The sequence below is a fragment of the Paenibacillus sp. ISL-20 genome (assembly GCF_018613005.1).
GTDB lineage: Bacteria > Bacillota > Bacilli > Paenibacillales > Paenibacillaceae > Paenibacillus_AQ.
Window position 1 is genome coordinate 1 of record NZ_JAGGRD010000015.1, and the last position, 23,637, is coordinate 23,637.

Genomic DNA, 23,637 nt, shown 5'->3' on the forward strand with positions numbered 1-23,637 from the left:
ACGTCGCCAAGCGAAAAACCACTGTCGATGTAATCGATGGTGGTTTTTATTTGTTTTTTATGAGAATTGTTTTTTTGGATATTTAGATAAAATGCAGATTTAGAGATTGTCCGACTAAGGATATATGCTGCAGCGTGATGCCAGCAGCTTCTCTGTTATATAACATGATCATAAAATTGACGTAAACAGATGAAGATTTTGTTACCGATACCATGCCAAAAGTCAGTATAATAGAATTAGGCAAAATCGGGTAGTGATTACCGATTTGCGCAGGCTGTAGGAAATAAGGCCTGATTGGAAGGTTCTCCATTAACCAACCAACTACGAATACTCATCTGGAGACCGGTTATTGTGGGGGAAGGAGGACAATTACATGTTGTGTAAACGTGGTCTGCATGTGGCAGAGATGATCTGTGCGGTTACGATATTGTTGATCGGATCCGGATGTGGGGCATCCGCAGAATCAAGTTGGGAAACCTTTGACGGCGCGGCGAATGTGAAGTCATTCCCGGTTCCGAAGGAAGCGAATAAAACGGAGCAAACAACAGGCAATAGTGACTTGGATTATGTACGGTATGCGCTTCCTGGCTTGAAGGAAAGCGACAGCATTCCTGAGGCTTACTTGGAAGAAATTGAGTCCTGGGGATGGAAGCAGAAGGAAGTTGAAGATAACGGTTCTTCGTTAGTATTTGAAAAAGGAAAAAGTATCGTCCACCTATCGGTACATGACGATTTTCTTATAATTACGGTTCCGACTCAGCTTAAAAAACAAGCCATACAAGGATTGGAAAGCAATAAAGCCAATGAATAAAGACCTCTTCCCGACTTCGGAATGAGGTCTTTATTCATTGATGAAACGAAAAATAGGATTTACAGCGCTATGTAGTGATGGACGCAGAACTCTAACATTATTGCAGGTAGAAGGAGATGTCCTGCTCATTCATTTTCAACATGCCATCTTTACGCTGGCCGCTCAGACGCAGCATGGTATAGCCGCGCGGGAGAAGGAACCACAGATGCCAGACCAAAAGCGTGATTGCAAAAGGCAGCGGTGACCAGAAGGCCATGATAGCGCTTAAAACAATCCCTACCCAACAGGTATAGAACTGCACTAAATTAAATATGCGACGGCTGACGTGTTGATCCGGTATATAACCAAGCCAAGGCAACCTCAGACGGAAGCGCCAACGTTTCCGATAGCTTGTTCCCAATAGGACGAGCACGGTATGCCCGACGACATATTGGATCCATAACATAAGCGGAAAAGCGATTAGCAGATAGAGCAGGAAATACGGTGACACCCAGAATGTCCCTGCAGCCGCAGCAAGCCAAGGCAGAGTTAAGTAGAGGATGAGCAAGCTTTTGGAAATTTGGATTTTCTTAATTAATCGATAGTGATAAAAGGTGGCTTGACCATGTGGATCTGCCATTGGGCTATGCCGTCCCCCTTTAAGTAGAAGTAAATTACGATAGACGGGAAATTTAAGTCTTTTATGTTTTTATCGGACAAAATCATATTTTTATTAAGCTGAAAAAAAAGGTACAGACACAAGGCCACCAAGGGGTACATATACATAAAGCGTAGACCGATATCCTATGAAAAGGTTTAAAATAATAGAAACTGTGTCATACTAATAGGAAAAGGATCAAGGTGGGATGGTTATGGAAGAATTGACCGAACACGTGTGTATCATATGCAATCAGACGAAGACAGACGGGATTACCATTGTTTCGCAATTCGTATGCGAGGAATGTGAATCCGAAATCGTTCATACCAGCGCGGAAGATGCCAAATATCATTTTTTCATCCGTCAATTAAAACAAATTGCCATGCCGAAAAATGCATAGGCGCGGGTACACGCGTCAAATGGGCCTGAATAAAAGGCCTTTTTTTGTTTAGAGGGGACTTTCCGTGCTTGGAGACGTAGGCGTAGGTTTCAAATTGCGTTAAAATAGGTTAGAGAATGTAATCCGAAGGGATATATCGATGACTACACATAGAGAGCGTGCCCCACTAGCAGAGACTTTAATGTTGTATCGAGAACGTGGGGCTTCATCTTTTCATGTACCTGGTCATAAAAATGGCAGGGCATATGCGGGAGAAGGTAAGGATACGGAGATGCTGCGAGAGGCCATGCGCATTGATGTGACGGAAATTACCGAAACCGATGATTTATTTCATCCTGAAGGCGTTATTCAGGAAGCACAGGAGTTGGCTGCAGATTGTTTTGGTGCAGAGGAAAGCTTCTTCTTGGTGGGAGGGAGTACAGCCGGCAATATAGCGCTAATCCTGACAATTTGCCGTGAACCGGGCGATATCGTGCTTGTACAGCGGAACGTACATAAGTCCGTGTTGAACGGATTGATGCTGGCAGGTGCAAGGGCGGTGTTTCTTCAACCGGAGCTGGACAAGCAGAGCGGTTTAGCCGTTGCTCCCTCTGCAGCTACACTCGCAGCGGCTCTTGAGGCTTATCCAGAGGCCCGGGGGGCGATCATCACGATGCCGAACTACTACGGGATGGGGAGCGACTTAAGGCCGCTCGCGGAAGCTTGCCATGAGTTCGGCATTCCACTACTCGTGGATGAAGCGCATGGAGCTCATTATGGACAGCACCCCCAGCTGCCGATGAACGCTTTGTCATGCGGTGCGGATGGTGTGGTTCAATCCACACACAAGATGTTAGCCGCCATGACGATGGGAGCCATGCTGCATGTACAGGGCGGGCTGCTCGACCGCAGCCTGCTGCGCCAGCGGCTGGCCATGGTACAGAGCTCCAGCCCCTCGTACCCGCTCATGGCTTCGCTGGATTTGGCGCGGCGCCTGCTGCACACGCAGGGCGCTGACGCCTTCACGGCCGGCCTGGCCGCCGTGGAGGCCTTCCGGCGCGGCCTCGCGAAGCTGCCGCGCTTCGGGCTGCTGCAGCCGCCGCAGCCCGGGGGCCGCCATGCCGCGGGCACAGCCGCAGCGGCGTATACCCGCCAGGACCCGTTCAAGGCGGTCATATATGACCGCACCGGGTCCCTGAGCGGGTATGCACTCCAGCGCGAGCTAGAGGCGCGCGGCTGTGTGCCGGAGATGAGCGACGAGTTGCACGTCGTCTTATTGTTTACGCTGGGATCCACTCAGGAAGAAACGAATCACGTCTTATGGGCTCTTGTGCATATTGTAGAGCAGGGGGAGAAGACAGAAGGCATCGGAACCGAATCAGGCATCACGGCAGAGAGCACGGAATTACTGATCCGGACATTGCGGGATCAGGGGGATTTCATGAGTTATGAGCCGCGAGTAGCCCACAAGAATATGGATTCCATCCATTTCGATGTCGATTCTAACTTGTTAACTGAAGTAAAGCCCATCTCCGATGTTTCCACGTGGAACAATTTGCTCCCGGAGATTCCTTATTCGGCCCCAATTCCTTTCTCACTGAAGCCGATTGACAGGGAGAGGTTAGAATCGGTGCCGTTAGAGAAGATTGCTGGGCGAAAGGCAGCGGAGATGGTTATTCCCTATCCGCCAGGTATACCGATCTTATACCCAGGTGAAGACATCTCAGCAGGAATGAAACAGAGGCTCCTGGCATTAAGGAATGCAGGGGCGAAATGCCAGGGGATATCCGATCCAGCGCTGCAAACCATTGTCGTTTATAAGGAAACGTGAAGGAAGAGACTCCACTATACGCTGGTAAATATACCGGAGCGTATAATATCGAGCTCCACGATCAACAAATGATGAAAGCAGGATACGCTATGAATAATCGCAGACCACTATTTATTACCATCGAAGGAGGAGACGGATCCGGTAAAACGACTATGATGGGCAGACTCGCCGCTTTTATGCAGAATCATTCGATCCCGTATCTGATTACACGCGAGCCCGGCGGCATTGAGATTGCGGAGAAGATCCGCTCTATTATTCTCGATCCGCAGCATACCGCGATGGATGCACGTACTGAAGCCTTGTTGTATGCGGCGGCCCGCCGCCAGCATCTTGTGGAGAAGGTGGAGCCGGCTTTGAGTCAGGGTTTGACTGTGCTGTGTGACCGATTCGTGGACAGCAGTCTGGTTTACCAGGGATATGCACGCGGACTGGGTATGGAGGAGGTATGGAACATCAATCAATTTGCGATCGATACCCGCATGCCGGATCTAACGCTGTTGTTCGATGTGGAGCCGAAGATTGGTATGTCACGGATCACGGCGAATGCAGAACGGGAATTAAATCGGCTGGATATGGAGAACATGGCATTTCACGAGAAGGTTAGGGAAGGCTATCTATTGGTAGCAGAGCGTAATCCGGATCGAATTCGCATTGTGGATGCTTCCAAGACGCCGCCTCAGGTGGAAAGAGAAATGATTCGTCACTTGGAAGACGCGATATTAAAGGATTTTTGAGGTTGTTTGTCAAATAAGTAGTGTTAAGGACATATGATGTCCAAATAAACAAGGAGGGTTTACCATGAAATTGATTGTTGCGATTGTCCAGGATAAAGATAGCAACCGTCTCTCTGCCGCATTGGTCAAAGCTAATTTTCGGGCAACAAAGCTTGCAAGTACAGGCGGCTTCTTGAAGGCGGGGAACACCACCTTTATGATCGGGGTAGACGATTCGCAGGTTGAAAGTGTGCTCAGCGTCATTCGCACAAGCTGTAAGGTTCGTGAACAGCTGGTCACTCCGGTAACCCCAATGAGTGGTACAACCGATTCCTACTTGCCGCTTCCGGTCGAAGTACAAGTTGGTGGCGCAACGGTGTTTGTCCTCCCTGTAGAACGATTCGAGCATTTCTAAATTCATTTTCTGGATCTGCGATAGATACGTAACGGATGTTTTTATTGGGATATTTGACGGCTGTGTTCTCCTGTAACCCAAGTCTTCTGAAGCACTTCTGTATCATAATAAAAATAGTTACCGTAGATCGCTGCACTCGGGAGATGTTTTTAATAGATGGATGATCTCGATGGATTCCGGAAAACCACCCAATTCATCGATAATTATCGATGAATCGCTTGACAAGCAAACCATTTCAAGGTACGTTCACGTGAGGCATAGGTTTGTTCGATATGAACGTACCAGGTGCCTCCGTTTTATTAGATGCAAAGAATACGCAAGAGGCGGTGGATCAGATGAAAATCAATCCGGGTTTTCGGCCCATGAAAAGTGAACTCACGGTGCCGGATGGCAACGCCAGACCGATTCAGCAGCGATCGTTCTCGGATATGATGCAGCAGCAGGGAGAACGCGCGACCCATGAAGAGTTGAGTCGTCAAATGCGTGAAATTGCAATGCAAGGCGATCGTTTGGCAAAAGTGATGACCGTTCGGGAGCTAAAAGCGTATAAATTGATGGTTCGCCGATTCCTGGAGGAAACGGTGCGTCGCGGTGTGAAAATGAAGGAAACGCGCGGCTGGGATCGCCGGGGACGCGGCAAGCGTTATAATGTAATTGATGAAGTCGATTCTGCGCTGCTCGCGATGGCGGATGAACTGCTGGATACGGAGCAGGGGAGAATTGATCTATTGAACAAGGTTGGAGAAATTCGAGGCATGCTGATCAATCTTGTATTCTAGTCGCAAGAAGCAAGGTAGCGTATCGTGATTCATGACTGCTAAGTCATGGAGGATCATGAGGATTGATAGAAAGTGAGGACTTATGTCTTTTAATGATATCGTAGGTCAAGAGACTGCGAAGCAACTGCTGCAAAATGCCTTGCGCCGTAATGCGGTCAGTCATGCCTATCTGTTTAGCGGCCCCCATGGTGCCGGACAGATGCAGACGGCGCTTACGTTTGCCAAGGCATTGTTTTGTACGGAACTTGAAGACGATGCCTGCGGGCAGTGTTTGGAATGCCGCAAGGTAGATCATGGAAATCATCCCGATCTGACGTTGGTTGAGCCTGATGGAGCCAGCATTAAGATCGATCAGATCCGTGATCTTCAGCGTATATTCTCCTATCGATCGGAGAATCGAAATCCCAAAGTCTATATTATTGACCGGGCGGAGAAGATGACCACGCAGGCAGCCAACAGCCTGCTGAAATTTCTGGAGGAACCCCAGGCGCCGGCTGTAGCTATTCTGATTGCCGAGAATGGACAAGCCCTTCTGCCTACCATTCAATCGAGATCCCAGCAGGTTCCGTTCCGGGCTTTGGATCCGCAGATGATGGAGAAAGTTCTTGTAGGGGAAGGTTATCCTGCCGCACTTGTACGCTGCGCAGTTCATCTTTCGTCAGGACTTGATGAGTGCAGGAAAATATTGAGCGAGAATTGGTTTGCAGAAATTAGAAACCTAGTGTTACAATTAGGGAAGGAGTCTTTGAACCGCAGTGGCTCAGCAATTATCACAGCGAGTCAAAAAGTGTTCAAAACCGAGCTCTCTGATCATCTGGACCTATTGTTCAGTATGTTTCATTTATGGTTTAAGGACATGATCCATGTCCAGTATGGAAGGAAAGAGTCTCTCGTTTTCATAGATCAGGCAGAGTATATCTCTGGTCATGCATCAGCCCGCAGCACAGCACAGTGGGTGTCATACATGGATTTGGCCGCAGAGTGTCAGAAGAAGTTACGCTATAATGTCAATGGACAGCTCAGTTTAGAGCAGTTATTGATGGGTTTGGGCGGTAACACTCCGGCGTGAGCACACCCCCAGGCCCGCAGAATGGCCATTATGTACAGGCACAAGGGGGTTTATTTTTGTACAGTGTAGTAGGTGTCCGCTTTAAGAAAGCGGGCAAAATTTATTACTTTGATCCGCTCGACCTGCCCGTGGAGAAGGAACAATCCGTCATTGTGGAAACCGCGAGAGGCATTGAGTATGGTCAAGTTGTGATAGGAAAGAAGGAGGTCGGTGAATCGGACGTTGTCCTTCCACTCAAGAAGGTCATTCGGATCGCTGGTGATTCTGATGCCCGTGTGGTTGAAGAGAACAAACAAGCGGCCAAGGATGCATTCACCACCTGTTTAAATAAAATTCGGGATCACGAACTGAAAATGAAGCTGGTTGATGTGGAATTTACGTTTGACCGCAACAAAATCATTTTCTACTTCACGGCCGAAGGCCGTGTGGATTTCCGTGAACTGGTCAAGGATCTGGCCAGTATATTCCGTACAAGAATCGAACTTCGCCAGATTGGAGTTCGTGATGAAGCAAAAATGCTCGGTGGTCTTGGACCTTGCGGACGCGTACTGTGCTGTTCCTCATGGCTTGGTGATTTTGAGCCGGTATCGATCAAGATGGCAAAGGATCAAAGCCTATCGCTCAATCCGACTAAAATTTCCGGGCTATGCGGAAGATTGATGTGCTGCCTGAAGTTTGAGCATGATAATTATGAAAGCGTGAAAGAAGAGCTTCCATCCGCTGGGAAAATGGTCATTACTTCGCTTGGAGAAGGCAAAGTAGTCGGACTGAATGCGGATAAGCGGACGGTTCATGTTCAACTGTTTGAAATTGGAAAGGTTAAGGAACTTCCAATGGACGACGTTGTCATCAAATAGTCCAATAGAATGTTTATTTTCGGGGTGTAGACTTGGAGAAGAAAAACATTTTTGTGCTCATTCAAGAGTTGGAAACACAGATGGGACATATACACAGTGAACTGGGTGGACTTAAGCTGGTCATCAAGGAACTGCTGGAAGAGAACCATCGCCTCAGTCTTGAAAATGAACAGCTCCGGAAAATTTTAAAGCGGGAAGTCAATCCGGCAGAATTGGAAAACCCAGTGGCTTTACAACCTCAGCCTCATGTGAAGGATGAGGAACATGAAGATGTGGTCGGCGAGGGGTATGATAACCTGGCTCGGCTGTATCATGAAGGCTTCCACATCTGCAATGTCTATTATGGACATCTGCGGACGGAAGGGGATTGCCTGTTCTGCTTGTCTTTTTTGAATAAATAAGAAGCCGTAGGAGAAACTGCCTACGGTTTTTTTCTAGAATGGAAAGGTTATACTGTAAGGATCGCGATTGAACAAATACCGGCTGCTTGTCATGCAATGTGAAGAGCAGCCTTTTATGTGTTTCATTTTATCAGGTACTATGTAGAGAGCCGATACACCAAAAACGCGTGTTTGGAATTTTGGAGATAAAGGGTTGAAACTATGAAATTGAAAGAAGTGTTATTGCAATCATCCGAGCGGATTGATGATCTGCTCACCCATGAGCTTGGCATCATCCAGAGTGAGGAGGTATTCAGCTTTTCCATGGACGCCGTCCTGCTCGCCAGGTTTGCCAGCATTCCACGCAGGGGCCGTATTTTGGATATGTGCACGGGAAACGGGGTTGTTCCAATCCTGCTGTCGACTCGTACAGGTGCGCTGATCGAGGGGATTGAGATTCAGCCCAGACTTGCGGACATGGCCAGACGGAGCGTCGAGATGAATAATCTCCAGGACCAGATCACGATCCATGAGGGCGATCTGCGGGAACTATACAAGGAACAAGGATATGGAGCGTATGACCTGATTACGGTCAACCCGCCTTATATGCCGATGAATGGCAGCGACTTGAAGCTGAATGAGCACCAGGCGATTGCCAGGCATGAAATCCACTGTACGCTTGAGGAAGTGATTGAATCCTGTGCGAAGCTGCTTCGCCAAGGAGGGAAGATGAGCATGGTCCACAAGCCCCTAAGGCTGGCGGAGATCATTACTTTGATGAGCAAATACCGGATTGAGCCCAAAGTCATCCGATTTGTCCATCCGCGCGTGAATATGGAAGCAAACATGGTGCTTATCGAGGGTATTCGGGACGGGAAGCCCGAGGTTCGGCTGAAGCCCCCCCTGATCGTATATGATGAGCAAGGAAACTACGGACCGAATTTTATGGAAATTTACTATGGAACACATAAGGATGAGACGAAAGAATGAGAAATCTTGTGCAACAGAGTTATGCCGATCAGGGAGAGGGAAGCCCGGGTTCTCTGTATTTGGTGGCAACGCCGATTGGTAATTTGGAGGATATGACCTATCGCGCTGTGCGCATTCTTCAGGAATGCGATATTATCGCGGCAGAGGATACACGGCAGTCACGCAAGCTGCTGACCCATTTCGAAATTCCGGCTAAACCGTTGTTTAGTTATCACGAGCATAATAAGGCGGCCAGCGGACCTGAAATTATACGTTATATAATAGAAGGAAAAAATGTGGCACTCGTCAGCGACGCCGGTCTGCCGGCAATTTCGGACCCTGGCAGTGATCTCGTTTCACTTGCGATTGAAGCGGGAATTTCGGTTATTCCGATCCCGGGGGCCAATGCCGCTCTTTCCGCCTTAATCGTATCGGGTTTGCCGACCGAACGATTCACGTTTATCGGCTTTTTGCCGCGGGAGCGTAAAGATATCGTTCAGCAGCTGCAAGCTTTGCAATCGGCGCAGGGAACGTTATTATTTTATGAATCTCCGCATCGCGTGAAAAAGACGCTGGAGATCTTGCTGGAGGTACTGGGAAATCGGAAGGTGACGTTGGCTCGTGAGCTGACTAAACGCTATGAGGAATTCTTGCGCGGGAGCATTTCCGAATGCCAGGACTGGCTCACGGAGCATCCGCCGCTGGGGGAATATTGTTTGGTGGTGGAAGCCGGTAGTGCAGAAGAGGAGTTGAAGGAGAAAAATGCCTGGTGGCAGGAGCTTTCGCTGGAGGAGCATGTGGAACATTATGAGCGGGAAGGACTAAGCCGCAAGGATGCCATGAAAAAAACCGCGGGTGATCGCGGTGTATCGAAGCGGGATATCTATAATGCGCTCCTGACGGAGTCGTGATATTACTTAACTTGGTGCAGGGGAATAACAAAATAGCCCCACAAAGTGGAGCCTATGCTTCGATGCTTATTCCAAATACTTTGCGGGGACCCCAAAACCAATAAATGAGACTAAAGAATGGCTTACGCTTCGCTGAAATCTTATAAATTCTTTAATTTCAAAAAAAGACCCTCCTGCGGCCGGGTTCATAGCCGAGGAAGGCACCAAGGAGATATGAAAAAGGTTAGAATTAACAAAATGTAATAATGCTATTATATACTAAAAATCTTAATTTGTCACAGGTGCAGGGATTTCCGAGATACATTCATGGCAAACAATTTTACCTTTGAAGTAAGTGACATTCTCAGCGTTACCACAGAAGATGCAGGCAGGCTCATATTTCTTAAGCATGATGCGTTCGCCGTCTACATAAATCTCCAATGCATCTTTCTCACCAATTCCGAGCGTACGGCGTAATTCGATCGGAATGACGACCCGTCCAAGCTCATCGACTTTCCTTACAATTCCTGTTGATTTCATCATAACTTATAAATGCCCCTCTCGCCATAATTTAAAAAAGTCATAATTCGACATAGTTCTAGTTTTTATGTTATTTATAGTACCAACGATTCCCAAAACAGTCAACCTATATTTTTGAAAAATCGGAACCTATTTACGAAAGTATAGTGAACGAAACCCTTATATAGCAACGTAATTACCATAATAGATCCAATTATTGCTGCGTTTTTTGATTTGTCGATTTGGAAAGCGCAATTTTCCCTTATTCGACACTGTTCGACATTAGATGTCAAAAGAAGTGTTTATCGGCTAAAACCCAAGCGAAACGATAAGGAGTTGAGATGGAATGCATTCACCAATTTCGGAAGAAAAAGTGTTTAAGGATCCCGTCCACAATTATATTCATGTGCAAGACGACATCATCTGGCGATTAATCGATACCCCGGAATTCCAGCGGCTCCGCCGGGTTAGACAGCTTGGGACCTCTTTTCTGACCTTTCACGGGGCCGAACACAGCCGATTCTCCCATTCACTGGGAGTCTATGAAATTACGAGAAGAATCATCTCTCAATTCGAACGGAGGGGGTATTCCGATTGGCCTGCCGAGGAAAGGCAAGTTGCGCTCTGCGCGGCTCTGCTGCATGATTTGGGGCATGGCCCTTTTTCTCATTCTATAGAAGAAGCTTTTCATATGAATCACGAGGATTGGACATGCCGGATCCTGCTAGGGGATACTTGCGTCAATCAAGTACTGCGAGAGCTCGGAGCGGATTTCCCCGAGAAAGTGGCTTCCGTGATTAACAAAACCTACGATAAGCCGATTGTGATAAACCTGGTCACTAGTCCGCTGGATGCAGACCGGATGGATTATTTGCTAAGGGATGCGTATTATACGGGAGTTAATTATGGAACGATTGATATTGACCGGATCTTGCGGATGCTGCGGCCATACCGCGATCGGGTCGTTGTGAAGGAATCGGGCATGCACGCCGTGGAGGATTACCTGATGTCACGGTATCAGATGTACTGGCAGGTATATTTTCATCCCGTCACCCGAAGCTCCGAGATCATCCTGCGCCAAATCTTTCGCCGGGCAAAGGAACTGCATGACAGTGGATATGCTTTTCGGTTCATGGTCGAACCGCTTCCTGCGTTGTTTGCGGGCCATATTGACGTGAATCAATACCTGCGTCTGGATGAAGCCCTGATCCAAACGGCCTTTCTGCAATGGACGGAGGAGGAAGACAAGCTTCTTAGCGAATTATGCGGTCGTTTCATGCACCGAAAGCTCTACAAATATGTAGAAATCGACAATATTGATCTGGAAACTATCGACGGGATACGCCAAGCGTTCCGTGCCGTGGGATTACATCCGGAATATGACCTGGAGATTGATTTTCCAACCGATCTTCCTTATGATAAAGTTCATTCCGATATGCCGCTTAACGAGAAACAGATTCTGCTTCTGGATCGACATGATGAGCTGAAGGAAATCTCGGAGGTATCCGATATTGTACGCTCGATCAGCGGTATTCACAAAGGACGGTACCATCTTTATTATCCGGATGAGAAGGTGAGTCCGCTGCTGACTCAAATGCCGGAGAAGATAGCTGATGTTTTCAAACAAAAATATTAACCTAGTGGGAATAGACAAGGCTTGGTAGATCTGCAATTTATCCAGCTAATGGAAGATATATGACATAGAAACGACAGGAAGGAGAGTGTGGATCTTATGTTGTTCGACACGCACACTCATATGGACGCTCCCCAATTCGACGAAGACCGGGAGGAAGCAATTCAGCGGGCGCTTGAAGCCGGCGTGACCCGGATGATCAATATCGGATTTAACCGGGAGACGATCCCGACTACGATGAAGCTGGCAGAGACTTATGATTTTATATATGCGGCAGTGGGCTGGCATCCTGTAGATGCGATTACCATGGAGGATCAGGACCTGGATTGGATCGCCTCTTTATGCAGTCATGAGAAAGTGGTGGCTATTGGAGAGATCGGCCTGGACTATCATTGGGATACGTCTCCGAAAGAAGTGCAGCACCGAGTGCTTCGGCGTCAGATCGGACTTGCCCGGGAACTGAACATGCCGATTGTCATTCATAATCGGGATGCGCATGAAGATATTATCAAAATTTTACGGGAGGAAAAGGCCTCCGAGGTGGGCGGTGTCATGCATTCCTTCTCCGGAAGCTGGGAAACGGCCAAAATATGTCTCGATATGGGATTCCATATTTCATTTGGCGGGCCGATTACCTTCAAGAATGCAAAGCAGCCCAAAGAGGTATTGGCTCAGGTTCCGCTGGATCGATTATTGATCGAAACGGACTCCCCTTACCTGACGCCTCATCCCTTCCGCGGGAAACGAAATGAGACCGCATATGTAAAATTGGTGGCGGAGACCGCAGCTGAGATTAGAGGGTTGTCTTATGAGGAATTGGCCCAAATTACCACCAAAAATGCACTGGAACGATTTGGTATTTAACAAAAAAGAGAGCAAAACCGATGAAAAAGGGAGCAATCGCGATTAATTAAAGTTTTTTAATCAGAAAAGGCGTCGATATTACAATATTTTAACCTTTTACATGAGAAAATGTGGTTGAATGTTGCTTTACAACCTGCATGTAAACAGGATATCATCTTTTCAGTGATAAGAAGCTGCGATGTGCAGATCGTAGCCGAATATTTCATGAACCGTCTCGCTTAATCTCCGGAATTCTGGAGAACGGGGGAACCGATACCGCCGTGCATACTGGTCTGAATGCACGTAGCTGTATTTGATTTCTTTCTCGGGTCTTTGGGGTGAATTTGAAGGATCTCGCCATGAGCGGGTATCCGGATCTAGGGCGTCTCTCTTACGTCCGAACCCGACAGCTAACTCCGTAAGCGAAATAAGAGGGGAAATCTCGTGCATACCCTTCCATGATTCTAATCATCAGGAAGCCACGTTAGAGCCTCTAGTACTCTTTCATTGGCTTTCTTTTATTTTTGAATAATGGAGAAGGGATCATCATACTCTTGGTAAACAAGGGGTGGTGGTAGATGGACGAAATGACGGGAATTGACGCAGGGTGTAGATAGATAGCAGGGCGCCTTGTGAGAAAAATTGCTATAGTCACGTCAAATGCATTCATGCGTTTACCTAGACGGCGGGACTATGAAGGAGGATGGAATAGTGGGCATTTTTCAACCTGAAGAAACCCATGAATCACAATCATCCAGCATGTCTTACGCATTGAGATGGAAGCATGACAATTTGCGTCAACTGATGTTGCTCGGTGCCATGGGTGCCGTGACGGTATCACTTCTCATATCGTTGGTCGTACATGATCAGGCAGGCAAGGAGGTTCAGCTTGTCGTCGATGGTCGTGTCACCACAGTAGAAACACGTGGATCATTGCTGCAGGAATTGCTGGATGAGCAAGCGATCACGTTGAGTCCTCAGGATCAGATTTCGATGCCTTTAAACGGCGCGATCCAGGATGGAGACCGGATCATCATTGAACGGGCAATTCCAGTCAAAGTTACAGTAGGCAGCACAACTAAAACCATATTTACATCCCAGGATACGGTTGATCATGTACTTAAAGAGGCTGGTATTACGATCCAGGGTGAAGATATAGTACAACCGGCACAGAACACGAAGCTGACCAGCAATATGAATATCCATGTCGTTCGCGTCACGAAACAAAAAGTTAAGGAGACGGAAGACCGGGAATTCCGTGTGATCAAAACAGCCGACCCATCGCTTGAAAGAGGGGATAACCGCGTGATTCAGCGGGGCGAGTCTGGTCTCATGGTGAACCATTATGAGAAGGTCTACCACAATGGCAAGCTGGTTTCCAAGACGAAGGTCTCCCAAAAGGTTGGGCGTAGAACGAAGGATAAAATTATTGCCGTAGGCACGAAAAAGGTGGAGAAGCCCGTCATTGTTCAGGCGGCAGCCACCGATGTGAAAGCCGCACCGGCCAAATTGTCCGGCACGAAGAAAGTAACGACCGCCAAGGCTGTTGAGAACAATGTGGTTTCTCGGGCAGGCGTTGATTTTAAATTTAACAAGGTATTGAATAATGTGTCGATGACGGCGTATTCTTCTGAGCAACAAGGAATCGGAACACGCACTGCATCCGGCACACGCGTTACAGAAGGGCGCACCATCGCCGTTGACCCTAATATCATCCCGATCGGATGGTGGGTCTATATTGAAGGCATTGGCTTCCGTCGTGCTGAAGATACGGGTGGCGCCATCAAAGGCAACAAAATCGATGTTTATTATGATTCACTCAAATCGGCCACGAGTTTCGGCCGGAAGAGCGGCCGCACCGTTTATGTGATCGGTCCGGTTAAACCTGAATTGAACTAGACGCATGAATTCCAATTTACAATGCCATTCTAATGCTATACTATTTAGCTTATAATATATAATGATGAAGAAGAGGGAATATTTCCTCTTCTTTTGTTTTGTTAAGAACGGAGTATATAGAGCTAAGATGGTTGAATCTAAAGTTGTACAAGCGTTGCTTTGCTTGGGAAGGAAGAGAACAAACGCATGATTAAAGAAGTGATTGTTGTGGAAGGCAGAGACGATACCGTTGCCATTAAACGGGCCGTAGAAGCGGATACGATCGAAACGGGCGGATCAGCGATCAACAAGCAAATCCTGAAACGCATAGCGCTTGCTCAGGAGCGCAGAGGCGTTATTATATTGACGGATCCTGACCATGCAGGGGAGCGGATCCGCAAAATCGTGGATCAGGGCGTACCCGGCTGTAAGCATGCCTTTATCCCGGAAGCGGATGCTACCCGCAAAGGGGATATCGGCGTGGAGAATGCCTCGCCAGAAGCGATACGGCGTGCGCTGGAGCGGGTCCATACCTCCTTCGAGGGTGGAGAGAGCCTGATTAGTCTGGAGGACATGCTGGAGGCCGGATTATCGGCTCACCCGGAGGCGGCGGCAAGGCGTATGACGATGGGGAATCTGCTGGGGATCGGTTATTGCAACAGCAAGCAGTTCCATAAACGACTGGCCATGTTTCAAATATCGCGTGAAGAATTTCTGGCCGCACTTGCACAGCTGGAAGAAGGGGGCGTAAGCCAATGAATCGGATCGAGGATATATCAACACCAAGACGGACGAAGGAGATCATCTCACGGCATGGATTCTCCTTCAAGAAGAGTCTGGGGCAAAACTTCCTTATTGATCAGAATATTCTGTATAAAATTGTGGAAGCTGCAGGACTGGATGAAGATAAGGGAGCGCTTGAGATCGGCCCTGGTATCGGTGCATTAACGGAGAAGCTGGCACAGACGGCAGGGACCGTCACCGCGGTCGAAATTGATCAGCGCCTGATTCCCATCCTGAGGGAGGTCCTGGAGCCCTATGAGAATGTGAAGGTGCATCATGGGGATGTACTGAAGGTGGATCTTCATGAACTGTTCCGTCAGGATTTTGCGGGCGTATCGAAGGTAAGTGTGGTTGCGAATCTGCCGTATTATGTGACGACGCCGATTCTCATGAAGCTGCTGGAGGAAAAGCTGCCGCTGGAGAATATCGTGGTGATGATTCAGAAAGAAGTGGCAGAGCGAATGGCAGCGGCGCCGGGAAGCAAGGATTACGGCAGCCTTAGCATTGCCGTTCAATATTACAGTGAGCCTAAACTGGTCTGTATTGTGCCGCATACAGTGTTTATTCCGCAGCCAAATGTCGCTTCGGCCGTGATTCGCCTGGCGGTCCGGGAACAGCCTCCTGTTAGCGTAGAAGACGAAGGATTCTTCTTCGAGGTGGTTCAGGCTTCTTTCGCACAGCGGAGGAAGACGATTGCCAACAATCTGAAGAGCCGGTTCTTTCCGGGAGAAGGCCGTGAACGGCTGGAGCAGCTGCTGCAGGAAGCGGGCATCGAGCCCTCACGGCGCGGTGAGACCCTTAGTATTGAAGAGTACGCCCGGCTTAGCAACATATTGTACAACGCGGATATTCGTTAATACAGCCATTAGAGAGCCCATAGGGCCCGCGAAGGTCTCAACGCGATAAATTGATGTTTCGTAAGAACCAATAGTCACAGTGGCCCATACCATAGGGTAGGGGTGATGTTGTGATGAACTTGGGAGACTTGGTCGTTCGTAAATCCTACGGCGGCGATGTAACGTTCCGGGTTGAAGGCATGCGGCAAAATAATAATATCGTCATCAAAGGGACAGAATTCCGGTTACTAGCCGATGCTCCCATTGATGATTTGGTCACGGTCCCGCATCCCAACTTAAGCGAACGTACAAAGCAGGCGCAGATCAAAGCCAATGAGTCGCTGGACCGTCTGCAGAAGCACAGACAGGAGCAGAGTGAGCGTCAATTGGCCAGCCTGCGCAATATTGAAGGCGGACAGCTTGCGGATAAAGGATATTTTGACGTGCCGGGCAAGGTGCTGCATTTGGATGGAGATCCCCAATACCTGAAGAAGAGTTTGACCTTGTACAATCAGCTTCGGGTCCCAGCGGAAGGCCATTATATCAATGAGTCGGGGATGGCCGATTCATTATATCGTCTTCTTCCGCGGGTAAGACCTGATATCGTGGTGATTACAGGTCATGATGGAGTTCTGAAGAGACGACAGCCATACGATTTATATAGCCTGGACAGCTATAAGAATTCACACAACTTCGTCACAGCGATTCAGGTAGCGCGTCAATATGAGCGGAATCTGGATTCCCTGGTCATTGTGGCCGGGGCGTGCCAGTCGCATTTTGAAGCGCTGCTGCAGGCGGGAGCCAATTTTGCCAGCTCGCCAGGGCGAATCCTCATCCATGCGCTGGATCCCGTGTACGTTGCCGCTAAGGCAGCCTATACGTCAGTCAGGGATACCGTCAACATCCATGATGTCGTTCATCATACGATCAGCGGCAGCCAAGGCGTGGGCGGAATCGAGACGAGAGGCAGCTACCGGATCGGTCTGCCCAAGCTGCAGGATTTGTCCTCGTTGAAGGTTACGCCTTCGGTCAGTTAGCTCATATTGCGTTCTAAAAGAGGCGTATCGGCCGTTGGAGAAAAGAACCGAGAAGAACCCCACAAGTTGGGGTTTTTCTATTTTTTGTTTCAATTCTTTAAGAAAGTTGTCAAAAAAAATACATAAAGCTTGTCAATTTAGCTCATATTAAAGCAAATGCACACGAGAAATACAGGGTCGAAAAAAATACGTTGACAATATATTTTTGATGCTGATATAATTAATGTTTTTGAATTGACAAATGACTGAATCTTTTGTATAATGGACAAGGAAAGAGGTGGTCGTCGACAATGGCTAAAAACGCGCTGTTGGAAATCAAACGCAGTCTCGATGCCCATTTAGGGCAAAAAATTACGCTTCGGGCTAACGGTGGCCGTCGGAAGACCGTCGAGCGTACTGGTGTTTTGGAAGAAACGTACCCTTCTGTTTTCATTGTGAAGCTGGATCAAGACCAGCAAACTTTTAAACGTGTGTCCTACAGTTATGCCGATATTCTGACCGAAACCGTGGAAATCATGGTAACCGGTGATGACAACGAGATGCGAATCACCTATATCAAGTCATAACGATATGTCATGAGAGAGCAGTCTCCACTAACAGGGAGGCTGTTTTTTGTTGCCATCGATCCGGGGAATGACAAGCGGGGGTTCAACACATACTAAGGCTGCGCCAGGCCTTCTTCATTCGTTTCCTATGCGGTGAAGGAGGTTAAGCTTGCAGGGTTCGTAAAAGGCCACTGCATCGCGCCGGGTGCTGTTCATGCCATACTCAATACATTTTCCAAGGAGGCGGGACTGATGAGCAGGAGAAGACGAAGCATTATGTCCGATCAATTGAAGACCGAATTGGCTAAGGAATTGGGGTTCTACGATACTGTGGAAAAAGAAGGCTGGGGAGGCATTAAGGCCAAGGATGCCGGCAACATGGTAAAACGGGCGATTGAGCTCGCCGAGCGAGCAGCCAGCAAATCCGACCTGTAAGAGAAAGACCATAATGCGGCAGGGGCTTCCGGTTAAGTGGAAGCCCCTGTTTGTTTACCCCATCAAACGGTCCCATGACTTCAAAGCCTGAGTTTGTTAATATAGAGGCATTAGATGTTTTTCCTCGAATATGTTAAGTTCAAGCATATGGGAAAAGCTAAGGATAGGTGAACGTTCTTGAAAATATACGAAAAAGCGCCGGCCAAAATCAATTTGATGCTGGATGTACTTCATAAACGTCCTGACGGCTTCCATGAGGTAGAGATGGTCATGACGATGATCGACCTCGCCGATCGGCTCGAAATGTCCGAACAGAAGCGGGATACCATCATCATCACCTCGCAGGCAGGGTACATACCGCTGGACGAGAAGAATTTGGCCTTTCAGGCAGCAAGACTAATTAAAGAGCGATACGACGTGAAAAAGGGTGTGCATATTCACCTGGACAAAAAAATTCCCGTTGCCGCTGGACTCGCAGGAGGCAGCAGTGATGCAGCGGCAACACTACGCGGCTTGAACCGCCTCTGGGGACTTGGGATCCCCCAGAAGGAGCTGCTCACGCTGGGCGCAGAGCTCGGCTCGGATGTGCCGTTCTGTGTAACTGGCGGCACCGCACTGGCCACAGGGCGCGGCGAGGTACTCACGCCGATCCCAAACCCGCCGCAGTGCTGGGTGATCGTGGCGAAGCCGCCGATCAATGTGTCGACGGCGGAAGTGTATGGCCGTTTGCGCAGCGAGCAGATTCAGCGCCATCCATCGGCTGAACGCATGGTCGAGGCGCTTACGCAAGGCAGCTTCCAGCAGATGTGCCAATCGCTGGGTAACGTGCTGGAGGAGGTTACCTTGAAGATGCACCCGGAAGTTCAGCAGCTGAAGGAAGGAATGCTCAAATTGGGAGCTGACGGTGCGCTCATGTCCGGAAGCGGTCCAACGGTCTTTGGTCTGGTCTCTAAGGAATCCAAGGTAGCCCGGATTTACAATGGCCTGCGGGGATTCTGTAAGGAAGTGTATGCCGTTCGCCTACTGACTTAGAAACGGTTATGTTTGACAATTCGGGGTCGAATTTCAAACAAAGTTGTATAAATACGTACAAAGGTGTTATATTTAACATATAATATTCGGATTTAGCGAGGAACCCTAGGTGAAAAAATTAAAACGAAGCGAACGATTGGTCGATATGACCCAATATTTACTATCTAAACCGCATACGCTGATTCCGCTGACAACGTTCGCTGAGCGATATGGAGCAGCCAAGTCATCCATCAGTGAGGATTTGGCGATCATTAAGGACGTGTTCGAGAGCGAGGGGCTCGGAGAGCTTCAGACGCTGGCCGGCGCAGCGGGAGGAGTCCGCTACATTCCGAAGCTGCGCAAAGATCATGCCTTGCGGTTTGCGGAGGAGCTGTGCCAGCAGCTTCAGCAATCGGATCGGATTCTGCCGGGCGGTTATTTGTACATGTCTGATCTGCTCGGACAACCTTCGCTGATGAACGAGGCGGGCAAGATCATTGCCACGGCGTTCGCCGACCGGGATATCGATGTGGTTATGACCGTTGAAACCAAAGGGATTCCGCTGGCCTATGCGACAGCGGCGCAATTGAACTTGCCGGTCGTACTAGTTCGCCGGGACCATCAAGTGACAGAGGGATCGGCCGTAAGCATCAATTATGTATCGGGCTCACATAAGAGCATCCATACCATGTCATTATCCCGCCGGGCGCTCAAGGAACGCTCTCGCGTGCTGATCGTGGATGATTTTATGAAGGCAGGCGGAACCATTCAGGGAATGGTTGATCTGCTGGGTGAATTTAATGCTGAAGTCGCAGGTGTCGGTGTGCTGGTAGAGTCAGGAGCGGTGGAAACCGACGAAAGACTTCTGGAGGACTATATTTCACTAGCCATCTTAAGCGATGTGGACTCCAAAACGAAGAGAATTACCGTAAACCCTGGTAATTACTTCGAAAAATAGACTCGCGATATTTGTCGATATAATAGCGTTTTCATTCGAATTAGCCCGAAGTCTGTCGAAAATATCACATTCTAAAAAAAATTCCTGTTTTTAGGACATTTTGTATTAGAAAAAAGAAGGATTTCTGGTTTGCTGTGTGGAATTATACACCAAGTCTCTGATGGAAAAAGGTGGTGAACACATATGCAAATTACGGATGTCAGACTCCGCCGTGTTAACTCTGAGGGGAGAATGAAGGCAATCGCATCCATTACCATCGATAATGAATTTGTCGTTCACGACATTCGCGTCATCGACGGAAACAATGGAATGTTTGTTGCAATGCCGAGCAAACGCACTCCTGATGGAGAATTCCGCGACATTGCCCATCCCATTTCTTCTGGTACTCGCGAGAAAATTCAATCGGCTGTATTGGCCGAGTATGAGCGAGCGGCTACTGAAGAAGAAGTGATTGAAGAAGGCGCTTAAGATTTACAATTGGGGTTCAAGGAAAAGAGAGCCATACCTGTGGCTCTCTTTTCTTTTTTTGTAGAATGATATATATTCAGTAGTGAGTTCAAGAGGAGGAGGCATGGCCCTTGAAAAGATTTGCTATTGTGCTCGCCGCTGGGCAGGGCAAACGTATGAAATCCAAACTATATAAAGTGCTGCATCCTGTTTGTGGCAAGCCGATGGTCGGACATGTATTGCAAACTGTACAGCAGGTAAACTGTGAACGCAGTGTTGTGGTCGTAGGCCATGGTGCGGAAACGGTTCGCGCTTATCTGCAAGACGCAGCCGAGTATGTACTGCAGGAGCAGCAGCTCGGAACGGGTCACGCTGTGAAGCAAGCCAAGGAATTACTTGGCGGTGAAGAAGGATCCACGATTGTCATTTGCGGGGATACTCCGCTGGTGACGTCCGAGACACTGGAGAATCTTTTGAAGCTTCATGAAAGCAACAATGCGGCCGCTACGGTGCTTACCGCGCATATGGATAACCCGAAAGGCTACGGCCGGGTCATTCGAGGCGAGGATGGCAGCGCACTCCGGATTGTTGAGCAGAAGGATTGCAGTCCGGAAGAGGACGCAGTCACTGAAATTAATACCGGTACCTATTGTTTTGACAATAAAAAGCTATTCGCTGCACTGGATAATGTAACCAACCAGAATGCGCAGCAGGAATATTACCTGACCGATTGCATCGGTATTTTGAAACAAGCCGGCGAGACCGTGCTTGCTTATCAGACGGATGATTACGCGGAATCGATTGGCGTTAACGATCGCCTGGCGCTGTCAGAAGCCGAAGGCTTCATGAGAGAGCGCATCAATCGCATGCACATGTTGAACGGTGTTACGATCATTGACCCGGCTTCAACCTATATCGGAGCTGATGTTAAGATTGGTTCAGATACAGTGCTCTATCCCGGTACCGACCTGAAAGGGAATACGGTGATCGGTGAAGATTGCGTGATCGGACCGGATACCGATATCGAGGACTCTGTTATCGCGGATGGTGCCAGCGTCAAACATTCGGTGCTCAGCAGCGCTGAAGTCGGCTCCCGGACCTCCGTAGGACCGTTTGCTTATCTTCGTCCAGGCACCAAGCTGGGGGATGATGTAAAGGTGGGCGACTTCGTCGAAGTGAAGAACGCCACGATTGACAACGGCTCTAAAGTATCCCATCTCAGTTATGTTGGTGATGCCAAAGTCGGCAAAAACGTTAATATCGGCTGTGGTGCGATTACAGTCAACTATGATGGTTATAATAAGTCCATTACCGAAATTGAAGATGATGCATTTATCGGCAGTAATGTGAATTTGATTGCACCGGTGAAGGTGGGCAAGGGCGCATTCGTTGTTGCAGGCTCTACCATTACGCATTCCGTTTCGGACAATGATCTGGCCATCGCCAGACAGCGTCAGGAGAACAAGCCAGGGTACGCAGAGAAGATCCGGGCACGCGCCATCGCCAAGAAGAACAAGAAATCGTAATTATCCCTGCTTCCTTAACCAAGATATGAAGCGGTGATCGGATACCTAATTCAACGAACCAGCACGGAGGGTTTTTATTCTATGACTTATCTTGATTCTAAATTAAAAATATTCACGTGTAATTCCAATCCTAAACTTGCCCATCAGATCGCCGATTATATCGGCATTCCGATGGGGGAATCGCATACAACCAGCTTTAGCGACGGCGAGATTCAAGTAAAGCTCTCCGAAAGCGTACGGGGCTGCCATGTTTATATTGTGCAGTCCACTTGTTTGCCGGTGAATGATAACTTGATGGAGCTGCTGGTTATGGTGGATGCGCTCAAGCGGGCATCCGCGAAGAGCATCAACGTGGTTATTCCGTATTACGGATATGCCCGTCAAGACCGCAAAGCGCGTTCGCGGGATCCGATCACCGCTAAGCTGGTTGCGAACCTGATCGAAAAAGCAGGAGCTCATCGCGTCATTACGATGGACCTGCATGCGATGCAGATTCAGGGATTTTTCGATATTCCGGTGGATCATCTGCTCGGCGTACCGATTCTTGCCCAATATTTCCGTTCAAAGCAGATCGAGAACCCGGTCGTTGTATCTCCGGATCACGGCGGTGTGGTTCGCGCGAGAAAGCTTGCTGATTTCCTGAATGCGCCACTGGCGATTATCGATAAACGCCGACCGGAGCCGAATGTCAGTGAAGTCATGAACATTATTGGAAATATCGAAGGCAAGACCGCTATTCTGATTGATGACATTATCGACACCGCCGGTACGATTGTGCTGGGTGCCAATGCGTTGATGGAAGGTGGCGTGAAGGAAGTCTACGCGTGCTGTACACATCCGGTTCTCTCGGGCCCTGCCCATGAGCGACTGGAAAACTCCCCGCTGAAGGAAGTTGTTGTAACAGACACCATTCCGATCACCAATCCGAACCCGAGCAGCAAGCTGACGGTGTTGTCGGTTGCTCCGTTGATGGGTGAAGCCATCATCCGGGTTCATGAGGAATTGTCGATTAGTAAATTGTTTGAAATAGAATAATAAACCGTGTAAAGGCAGGGTTACATCTCCTCATGAGGAGATGTAACCCTTGTCGGCTATAACGACTTTGCCGCTTGGGTTAGCAAGAGCATATGAACAGCTGGAAAGAAAACGTTTTCATAAGTTCAGCCTGTTAATAAAGCGCAAGCTTGTTAATATCCGGGCCTAGAGATAAAAGTGAACGTACTCCGGTTGTACAGCGTTCCCTCAAGCTCGACAAAATAGGCGTCGACTGCAGTGATCAGACCCACGTCTATGTGACAACCCAGTTCATAGACTTGAACAGGGATGCCATGCTTCATATGGTATTGAAAATGGCTGTGGTGCGTTAATTTCTGTTCGAAAGCTTTCAATGCCGATTCACCTTCTTATGAGGCATAACGCCGATAGGTTTTGTTCATATTGTACTCAGAAATGCGCA

At 48.4% G+C, this 23,637-nt stretch carries 27 protein-coding genes and 1 riboswitch; of the genes, 24 read left to right on the forward strand and 3 right to left on the reverse strand.

The features are described 5' to 3' along the window. Nucleotides 1-373: 373 nt before the first annotated feature. Complete coding sequence (locus J7E85_RS09390) at nt 374-811, forward strand: hypothetical protein (protein ID WP_215157176.1); 438 nt, start codon at nt 374-376, stop codon at nt 809-811. 97 nt (nt 812-908) lie between these two features. Here J7E85_RS09390 and J7E85_RS09395 read toward each other — a convergent pair whose 3' ends face one another. Beyond that, nucleotides 909-1,430: a hypothetical protein gene (locus J7E85_RS09395; RefSeq protein WP_215157178.1), complete on the reverse strand. Its 522-nt coding sequence runs from the start codon at nt 1,428-1,430 to the stop codon at nt 909-911. 232 nt (nt 1,431-1,662) lie between these two features. Between J7E85_RS09395 and J7E85_RS09400 the strand changes: the two genes are divergently transcribed. The 10 genes from J7E85_RS09400 to rsmI all read left to right on the forward strand — a co-directional run bounded on the left by J7E85_RS09400 (nt 1,663) and on the right by rsmI (nt 9,751). Further along, nucleotides 1,663-1,848, forward strand: coding sequence for a sigma factor G inhibitor Gin (locus J7E85_RS09400; protein ID WP_215157180.1), 186 nt, complete (start codon nt 1,663-1,665; stop codon nt 1,846-1,848). A 139-nt stretch (nt 1,849-1,987) separates the two neighbouring features. Then, nucleotides 1,988-3,658: an aminotransferase class I/II-fold pyridoxal phosphate-dependent enzyme gene (locus tag J7E85_RS09405; RefSeq protein ID WP_215157189.1), complete on the forward strand. Its 1,671-nt coding sequence runs from the start codon at nt 1,988-1,990 to the stop codon at nt 3,656-3,658. A gap of 89 nt (nt 3,659-3,747) precedes the next feature. Continuing rightward, a complete protein-coding gene (gene tmk / locus J7E85_RS09410) occupies nt 3,748-4,392 on the forward strand; it encodes a dTMP kinase (protein WP_215157191.1) in 645 nt (214 codons plus the stop codon). Nucleotides 4,393-4,456: 64 nt separating this feature from the next. After that, complete coding sequence (locus J7E85_RS09415) at nt 4,457-4,786, forward strand: cyclic-di-AMP receptor (protein WP_006207400.1); 330 nt, start codon at nt 4,457-4,459, stop codon at nt 4,784-4,786. 335 nt (nt 4,787-5,121) lie between these two features. Then, entirely contained in the window at nt 5,122-5,565 is a 444-nt protein-coding gene (locus J7E85_RS09420) for a YaaR family protein (RefSeq protein ID WP_076326561.1), read from the forward strand. Between the two features lie 82 nt (nt 5,566-5,647). Next, entirely contained in the window at nt 5,648-6,634 is a 987-nt protein-coding gene (gene holB, locus J7E85_RS09425; RefSeq protein WP_076326557.1) for a DNA polymerase III subunit delta', read from the forward strand. 56 nt (nt 6,635-6,690) lie between these two features. Continuing rightward, nucleotides 6,691-7,491: a PSP1 domain-containing protein gene (locus J7E85_RS09430; protein ID WP_215157193.1), complete on the forward strand. Its 801-nt coding sequence runs from the start codon at nt 6,691-6,693 to the stop codon at nt 7,489-7,491. 32 nt (nt 7,492-7,523) lie between these two features. Further along, nucleotides 7,524-7,892, forward strand: a complete 369-nt coding sequence (gene yabA, locus J7E85_RS09435; protein WP_009591928.1) for a DNA replication initiation control protein YabA — start codon at nt 7,524-7,526, stop codon at nt 7,890-7,892. A gap of 201 nt (nt 7,893-8,093) precedes the next feature. Then, the gene (locus J7E85_RS09440; RefSeq protein WP_215157195.1) at nt 8,094-8,861 is read left to right on the forward strand and encodes a tRNA1(Val) (adenine(37)-N6)-methyltransferase; all 768 of its coding nucleotides are present in this window, start codon (nt 8,094-8,096) and stop codon (nt 8,859-8,861) included. Further along, a complete protein-coding gene (gene rsmI, locus J7E85_RS09445) occupies nt 8,858-9,751 on the forward strand; it encodes a 16S rRNA (cytidine(1402)-2'-O)-methyltransferase (protein ID WP_215157197.1) in 894 nt (297 codons plus the stop codon). The genes J7E85_RS09440 and rsmI overlap by 4 nt, the downstream gene beginning before the upstream one ends. A 267-nt stretch (nt 9,752-10,018) precedes the next feature. Here the strand turns inward: rsmI and J7E85_RS09450 are convergent, their stop codons facing one another. Continuing rightward, the gene (locus J7E85_RS09450) at nt 10,019-10,273 is read right to left on the reverse strand and encodes an AbrB/MazE/SpoVT family DNA-binding domain-containing protein (RefSeq protein WP_047914173.1); all 255 of its coding nucleotides are present in this window, start codon (nt 10,271-10,273) and stop codon (nt 10,019-10,021) included. A gap of 322 nt (nt 10,274-10,595) precedes the next feature. Between J7E85_RS09450 and J7E85_RS09455 the strand changes: the two genes are divergently transcribed. From J7E85_RS09455 to J7E85_RS09515, 13 genes are all read left to right on the forward strand, one after another. Next, nucleotides 10,596-11,885, forward strand: coding sequence for an HD domain-containing protein (locus J7E85_RS09455; RefSeq protein WP_215157199.1), 1,290 nt, complete (start codon nt 10,596-10,598; stop codon nt 11,883-11,885). Between the two features lie 96 nt (nt 11,886-11,981). Further along, the gene (locus tag J7E85_RS09460) at nt 11,982-12,746 is read left to right on the forward strand and encodes a TatD family hydrolase (protein WP_098741212.1); all 765 of its coding nucleotides are present in this window, start codon (nt 11,982-11,984) and stop codon (nt 12,744-12,746) included. A gap of 205 nt (nt 12,747-12,951) precedes the next feature. Beyond that, a riboswitch (cyclic di-AMP (ydaO/yuaA leader) is annotated at nt 12,952-13,166 on the forward strand. Between the two features lie 270 nt (nt 13,167-13,436). Beyond that, on the forward strand, nt 13,437-14,624 hold the full coding sequence (locus J7E85_RS09465) for a resuscitation-promoting factor (RefSeq protein WP_215157201.1): 1,188 nt from the start codon (nt 13,437-13,439) through the stop codon (nt 14,622-14,624). A gap of 186 nt (nt 14,625-14,810) precedes the next feature. Then, nucleotides 14,811-15,362, forward strand: a complete 552-nt coding sequence (gene rnmV, locus J7E85_RS09470) for a ribonuclease M5 (protein WP_098741214.1) — start codon at nt 14,811-14,813, stop codon at nt 15,360-15,362. Further along, entirely contained in the window at nt 15,359-16,243 is an 885-nt protein-coding gene (gene rsmA / locus J7E85_RS09475) for a 16S rRNA (adenine(1518)-N(6)/adenine(1519)-N(6))-dimethyltransferase RsmA (RefSeq protein ID WP_098741215.1), read from the forward strand. Before rnmV ends, rsmA begins: the two co-directional genes overlap by 4 nt. Before the next feature lie 113 nt (nt 16,244-16,356). Beyond that, nucleotides 16,357-17,259 carry a sporulation peptidase YabG gene (gene yabG / locus J7E85_RS09480; protein ID WP_215157258.1) on the forward strand — a complete coding sequence of 301 codons (903 nt, stop codon included), beginning with the start codon at nt 16,357-16,359 and terminating at the stop codon, nt 17,257-17,259. A gap of 290 nt (nt 17,260-17,549) precedes the next feature. Then, nucleotides 17,550-17,825, forward strand: a complete 276-nt coding sequence (veg, locus tag J7E85_RS09485; RefSeq protein ID WP_006207415.1) for a biofilm formation stimulator Veg — start codon at nt 17,550-17,552, stop codon at nt 17,823-17,825. A gap of 231 nt (nt 17,826-18,056) precedes the next feature. Further along, the gene (locus tag J7E85_RS09490) at nt 18,057-18,239 is read left to right on the forward strand and encodes a small, acid-soluble spore protein, alpha/beta type (RefSeq protein WP_076326546.1); all 183 of its coding nucleotides are present in this window, start codon (nt 18,057-18,059) and stop codon (nt 18,237-18,239) included. A 177-nt stretch (nt 18,240-18,416) separates the two neighbouring features. Then, entirely contained in the window at nt 18,417-19,271 is an 855-nt protein-coding gene (gene ispE, locus J7E85_RS09495) for a 4-(cytidine 5'-diphospho)-2-C-methyl-D-erythritol kinase (RefSeq protein WP_215157203.1), read from the forward strand. 109 nt (nt 19,272-19,380) lie between these two features. Next, nucleotides 19,381-20,208 (forward strand): pur operon repressor, encoded by an 828-nt coding sequence (gene purR / locus J7E85_RS09500; RefSeq protein ID WP_215157205.1) that lies wholly within the window; start codon nt 19,381-19,383, stop codon nt 20,206-20,208. A 183-nt stretch (nt 20,209-20,391) separates the two neighbouring features. Next, on the forward strand, nt 20,392-20,676 hold the full coding sequence (spoVG, locus tag J7E85_RS09505; protein ID WP_006207419.1) for a septation regulator SpoVG: 285 nt from the start codon (nt 20,392-20,394) through the stop codon (nt 20,674-20,676). Nucleotides 20,677-20,786: 110 nt separating this feature from the next. Continuing rightward, nucleotides 20,787-22,181: a bifunctional UDP-N-acetylglucosamine diphosphorylase/glucosamine-1-phosphate N-acetyltransferase GlmU gene (gene glmU, locus J7E85_RS09510; protein WP_215157207.1), complete on the forward strand. Its 1,395-nt coding sequence runs from the start codon at nt 20,787-20,789 to the stop codon at nt 22,179-22,181. 81 nt (nt 22,182-22,262) lie between these two features. After that, a complete protein-coding gene (locus tag J7E85_RS09515; protein ID WP_006207421.1) occupies nt 22,263-23,216 on the forward strand; it encodes a ribose-phosphate diphosphokinase in 954 nt (317 codons plus the stop codon). Nucleotides 23,217-23,368: 152 nt separating this feature from the next. On the opposite strand, the gene J7E85_RS09520 is transcribed toward J7E85_RS09515, so the two are convergent. After that, nucleotides 23,369-23,569 carry a hypothetical protein gene (locus J7E85_RS09520; RefSeq protein ID WP_006207422.1) on the reverse strand — a complete coding sequence of 67 codons (201 nt, stop codon included), beginning with the start codon at nt 23,567-23,569 and terminating at the stop codon, nt 23,369-23,371. Between the last annotated feature and the right edge of the window lie 68 nt (nt 23,570-23,637).

What these genes read in the sequence shown, in the direction of transcription:
- J7E85_RS09390 (WP_215157176.1), top strand. Translation starts at nt 374, where the DNA reads ATGTTGTGTAAACGTGGTCTGCATGTGGCAGAGATGATCTGTGCGGTT.
- J7E85_RS09395 (WP_215157178.1), bottom strand. Translation starts at nt 1,430, where the DNA reads ATGGCAGATCCACATGGTCAAGCCACCTTTTATCACTATCGATTAATT.
- J7E85_RS09400 (WP_215157180.1), top strand. Translation starts at nt 1,663, where the DNA reads ATGGAAGAATTGACCGAACACGTGTGTATCATATGCAATCAGACGAAG.
- J7E85_RS09405 (WP_215157189.1), top strand. Translation starts at nt 1,988, where the DNA reads ATGACTACACATAGAGAGCGTGCCCCACTAGCAGAGACTTTAATGTTG.
- tmk (WP_215157191.1), top strand. Translation starts at nt 3,748, where the DNA reads ATGAATAATCGCAGACCACTATTTATTACCATCGAAGGAGGAGACGGA.
- J7E85_RS09415 (WP_006207400.1), top strand. Translation starts at nt 4,457, where the DNA reads ATGAAATTGATTGTTGCGATTGTCCAGGATAAAGATAGCAACCGTCTC.
- J7E85_RS09420 (WP_076326561.1), top strand. Translation starts at nt 5,122, where the DNA reads ATGAAAATCAATCCGGGTTTTCGGCCCATGAAAAGTGAACTCACGGTG.
- holB (WP_076326557.1), top strand. Translation starts at nt 5,648, where the DNA reads ATGTCTTTTAATGATATCGTAGGTCAAGAGACTGCGAAGCAACTGCTG.
- J7E85_RS09440 (WP_215157195.1), top strand. Translation starts at nt 8,094, where the DNA reads ATGAAATTGAAAGAAGTGTTATTGCAATCATCCGAGCGGATTGATGAT.
- rsmI (WP_215157197.1), top strand. Translation starts at nt 8,858, where the DNA reads ATGAGAAATCTTGTGCAACAGAGTTATGCCGATCAGGGAGAGGGAAGC.
- J7E85_RS09450 (WP_047914173.1), bottom strand. Translation starts at nt 10,273, where the DNA reads ATGATGAAATCAACAGGAATTGTAAGGAAAGTCGATGAGCTTGGACGG.
- J7E85_RS09455 (WP_215157199.1), top strand. Translation starts at nt 10,596, where the DNA reads ATGCATTCACCAATTTCGGAAGAAAAAGTGTTTAAGGATCCCGTCCAC.
- J7E85_RS09460 (WP_098741212.1), top strand. Translation starts at nt 11,982, where the DNA reads ATGTTGTTCGACACGCACACTCATATGGACGCTCCCCAATTCGACGAA.
- rnmV (WP_098741214.1), top strand. Translation starts at nt 14,811, where the DNA reads ATGATTAAAGAAGTGATTGTTGTGGAAGGCAGAGACGATACCGTTGCC.
- rsmA (WP_098741215.1), top strand. Translation starts at nt 15,359, where the DNA reads ATGAATCGGATCGAGGATATATCAACACCAAGACGGACGAAGGAGATC.
- yabG (WP_215157258.1), top strand. Translation starts at nt 16,357, where the DNA reads ATGAACTTGGGAGACTTGGTCGTTCGTAAATCCTACGGCGGCGATGTA.
- veg (WP_006207415.1), top strand. Translation starts at nt 17,550, where the DNA reads ATGGCTAAAAACGCGCTGTTGGAAATCAAACGCAGTCTCGATGCCCAT.
- J7E85_RS09490 (WP_076326546.1), top strand. Translation starts at nt 18,057, where the DNA reads ATGAGCAGGAGAAGACGAAGCATTATGTCCGATCAATTGAAGACCGAA.
- spoVG (WP_006207419.1), top strand. Translation starts at nt 20,392, where the DNA reads ATGCAAATTACGGATGTCAGACTCCGCCGTGTTAACTCTGAGGGGAGA.
- J7E85_RS09515 (WP_006207421.1), top strand. Translation starts at nt 22,263, where the DNA reads ATGACTTATCTTGATTCTAAATTAAAAATATTCACGTGTAATTCCAAT.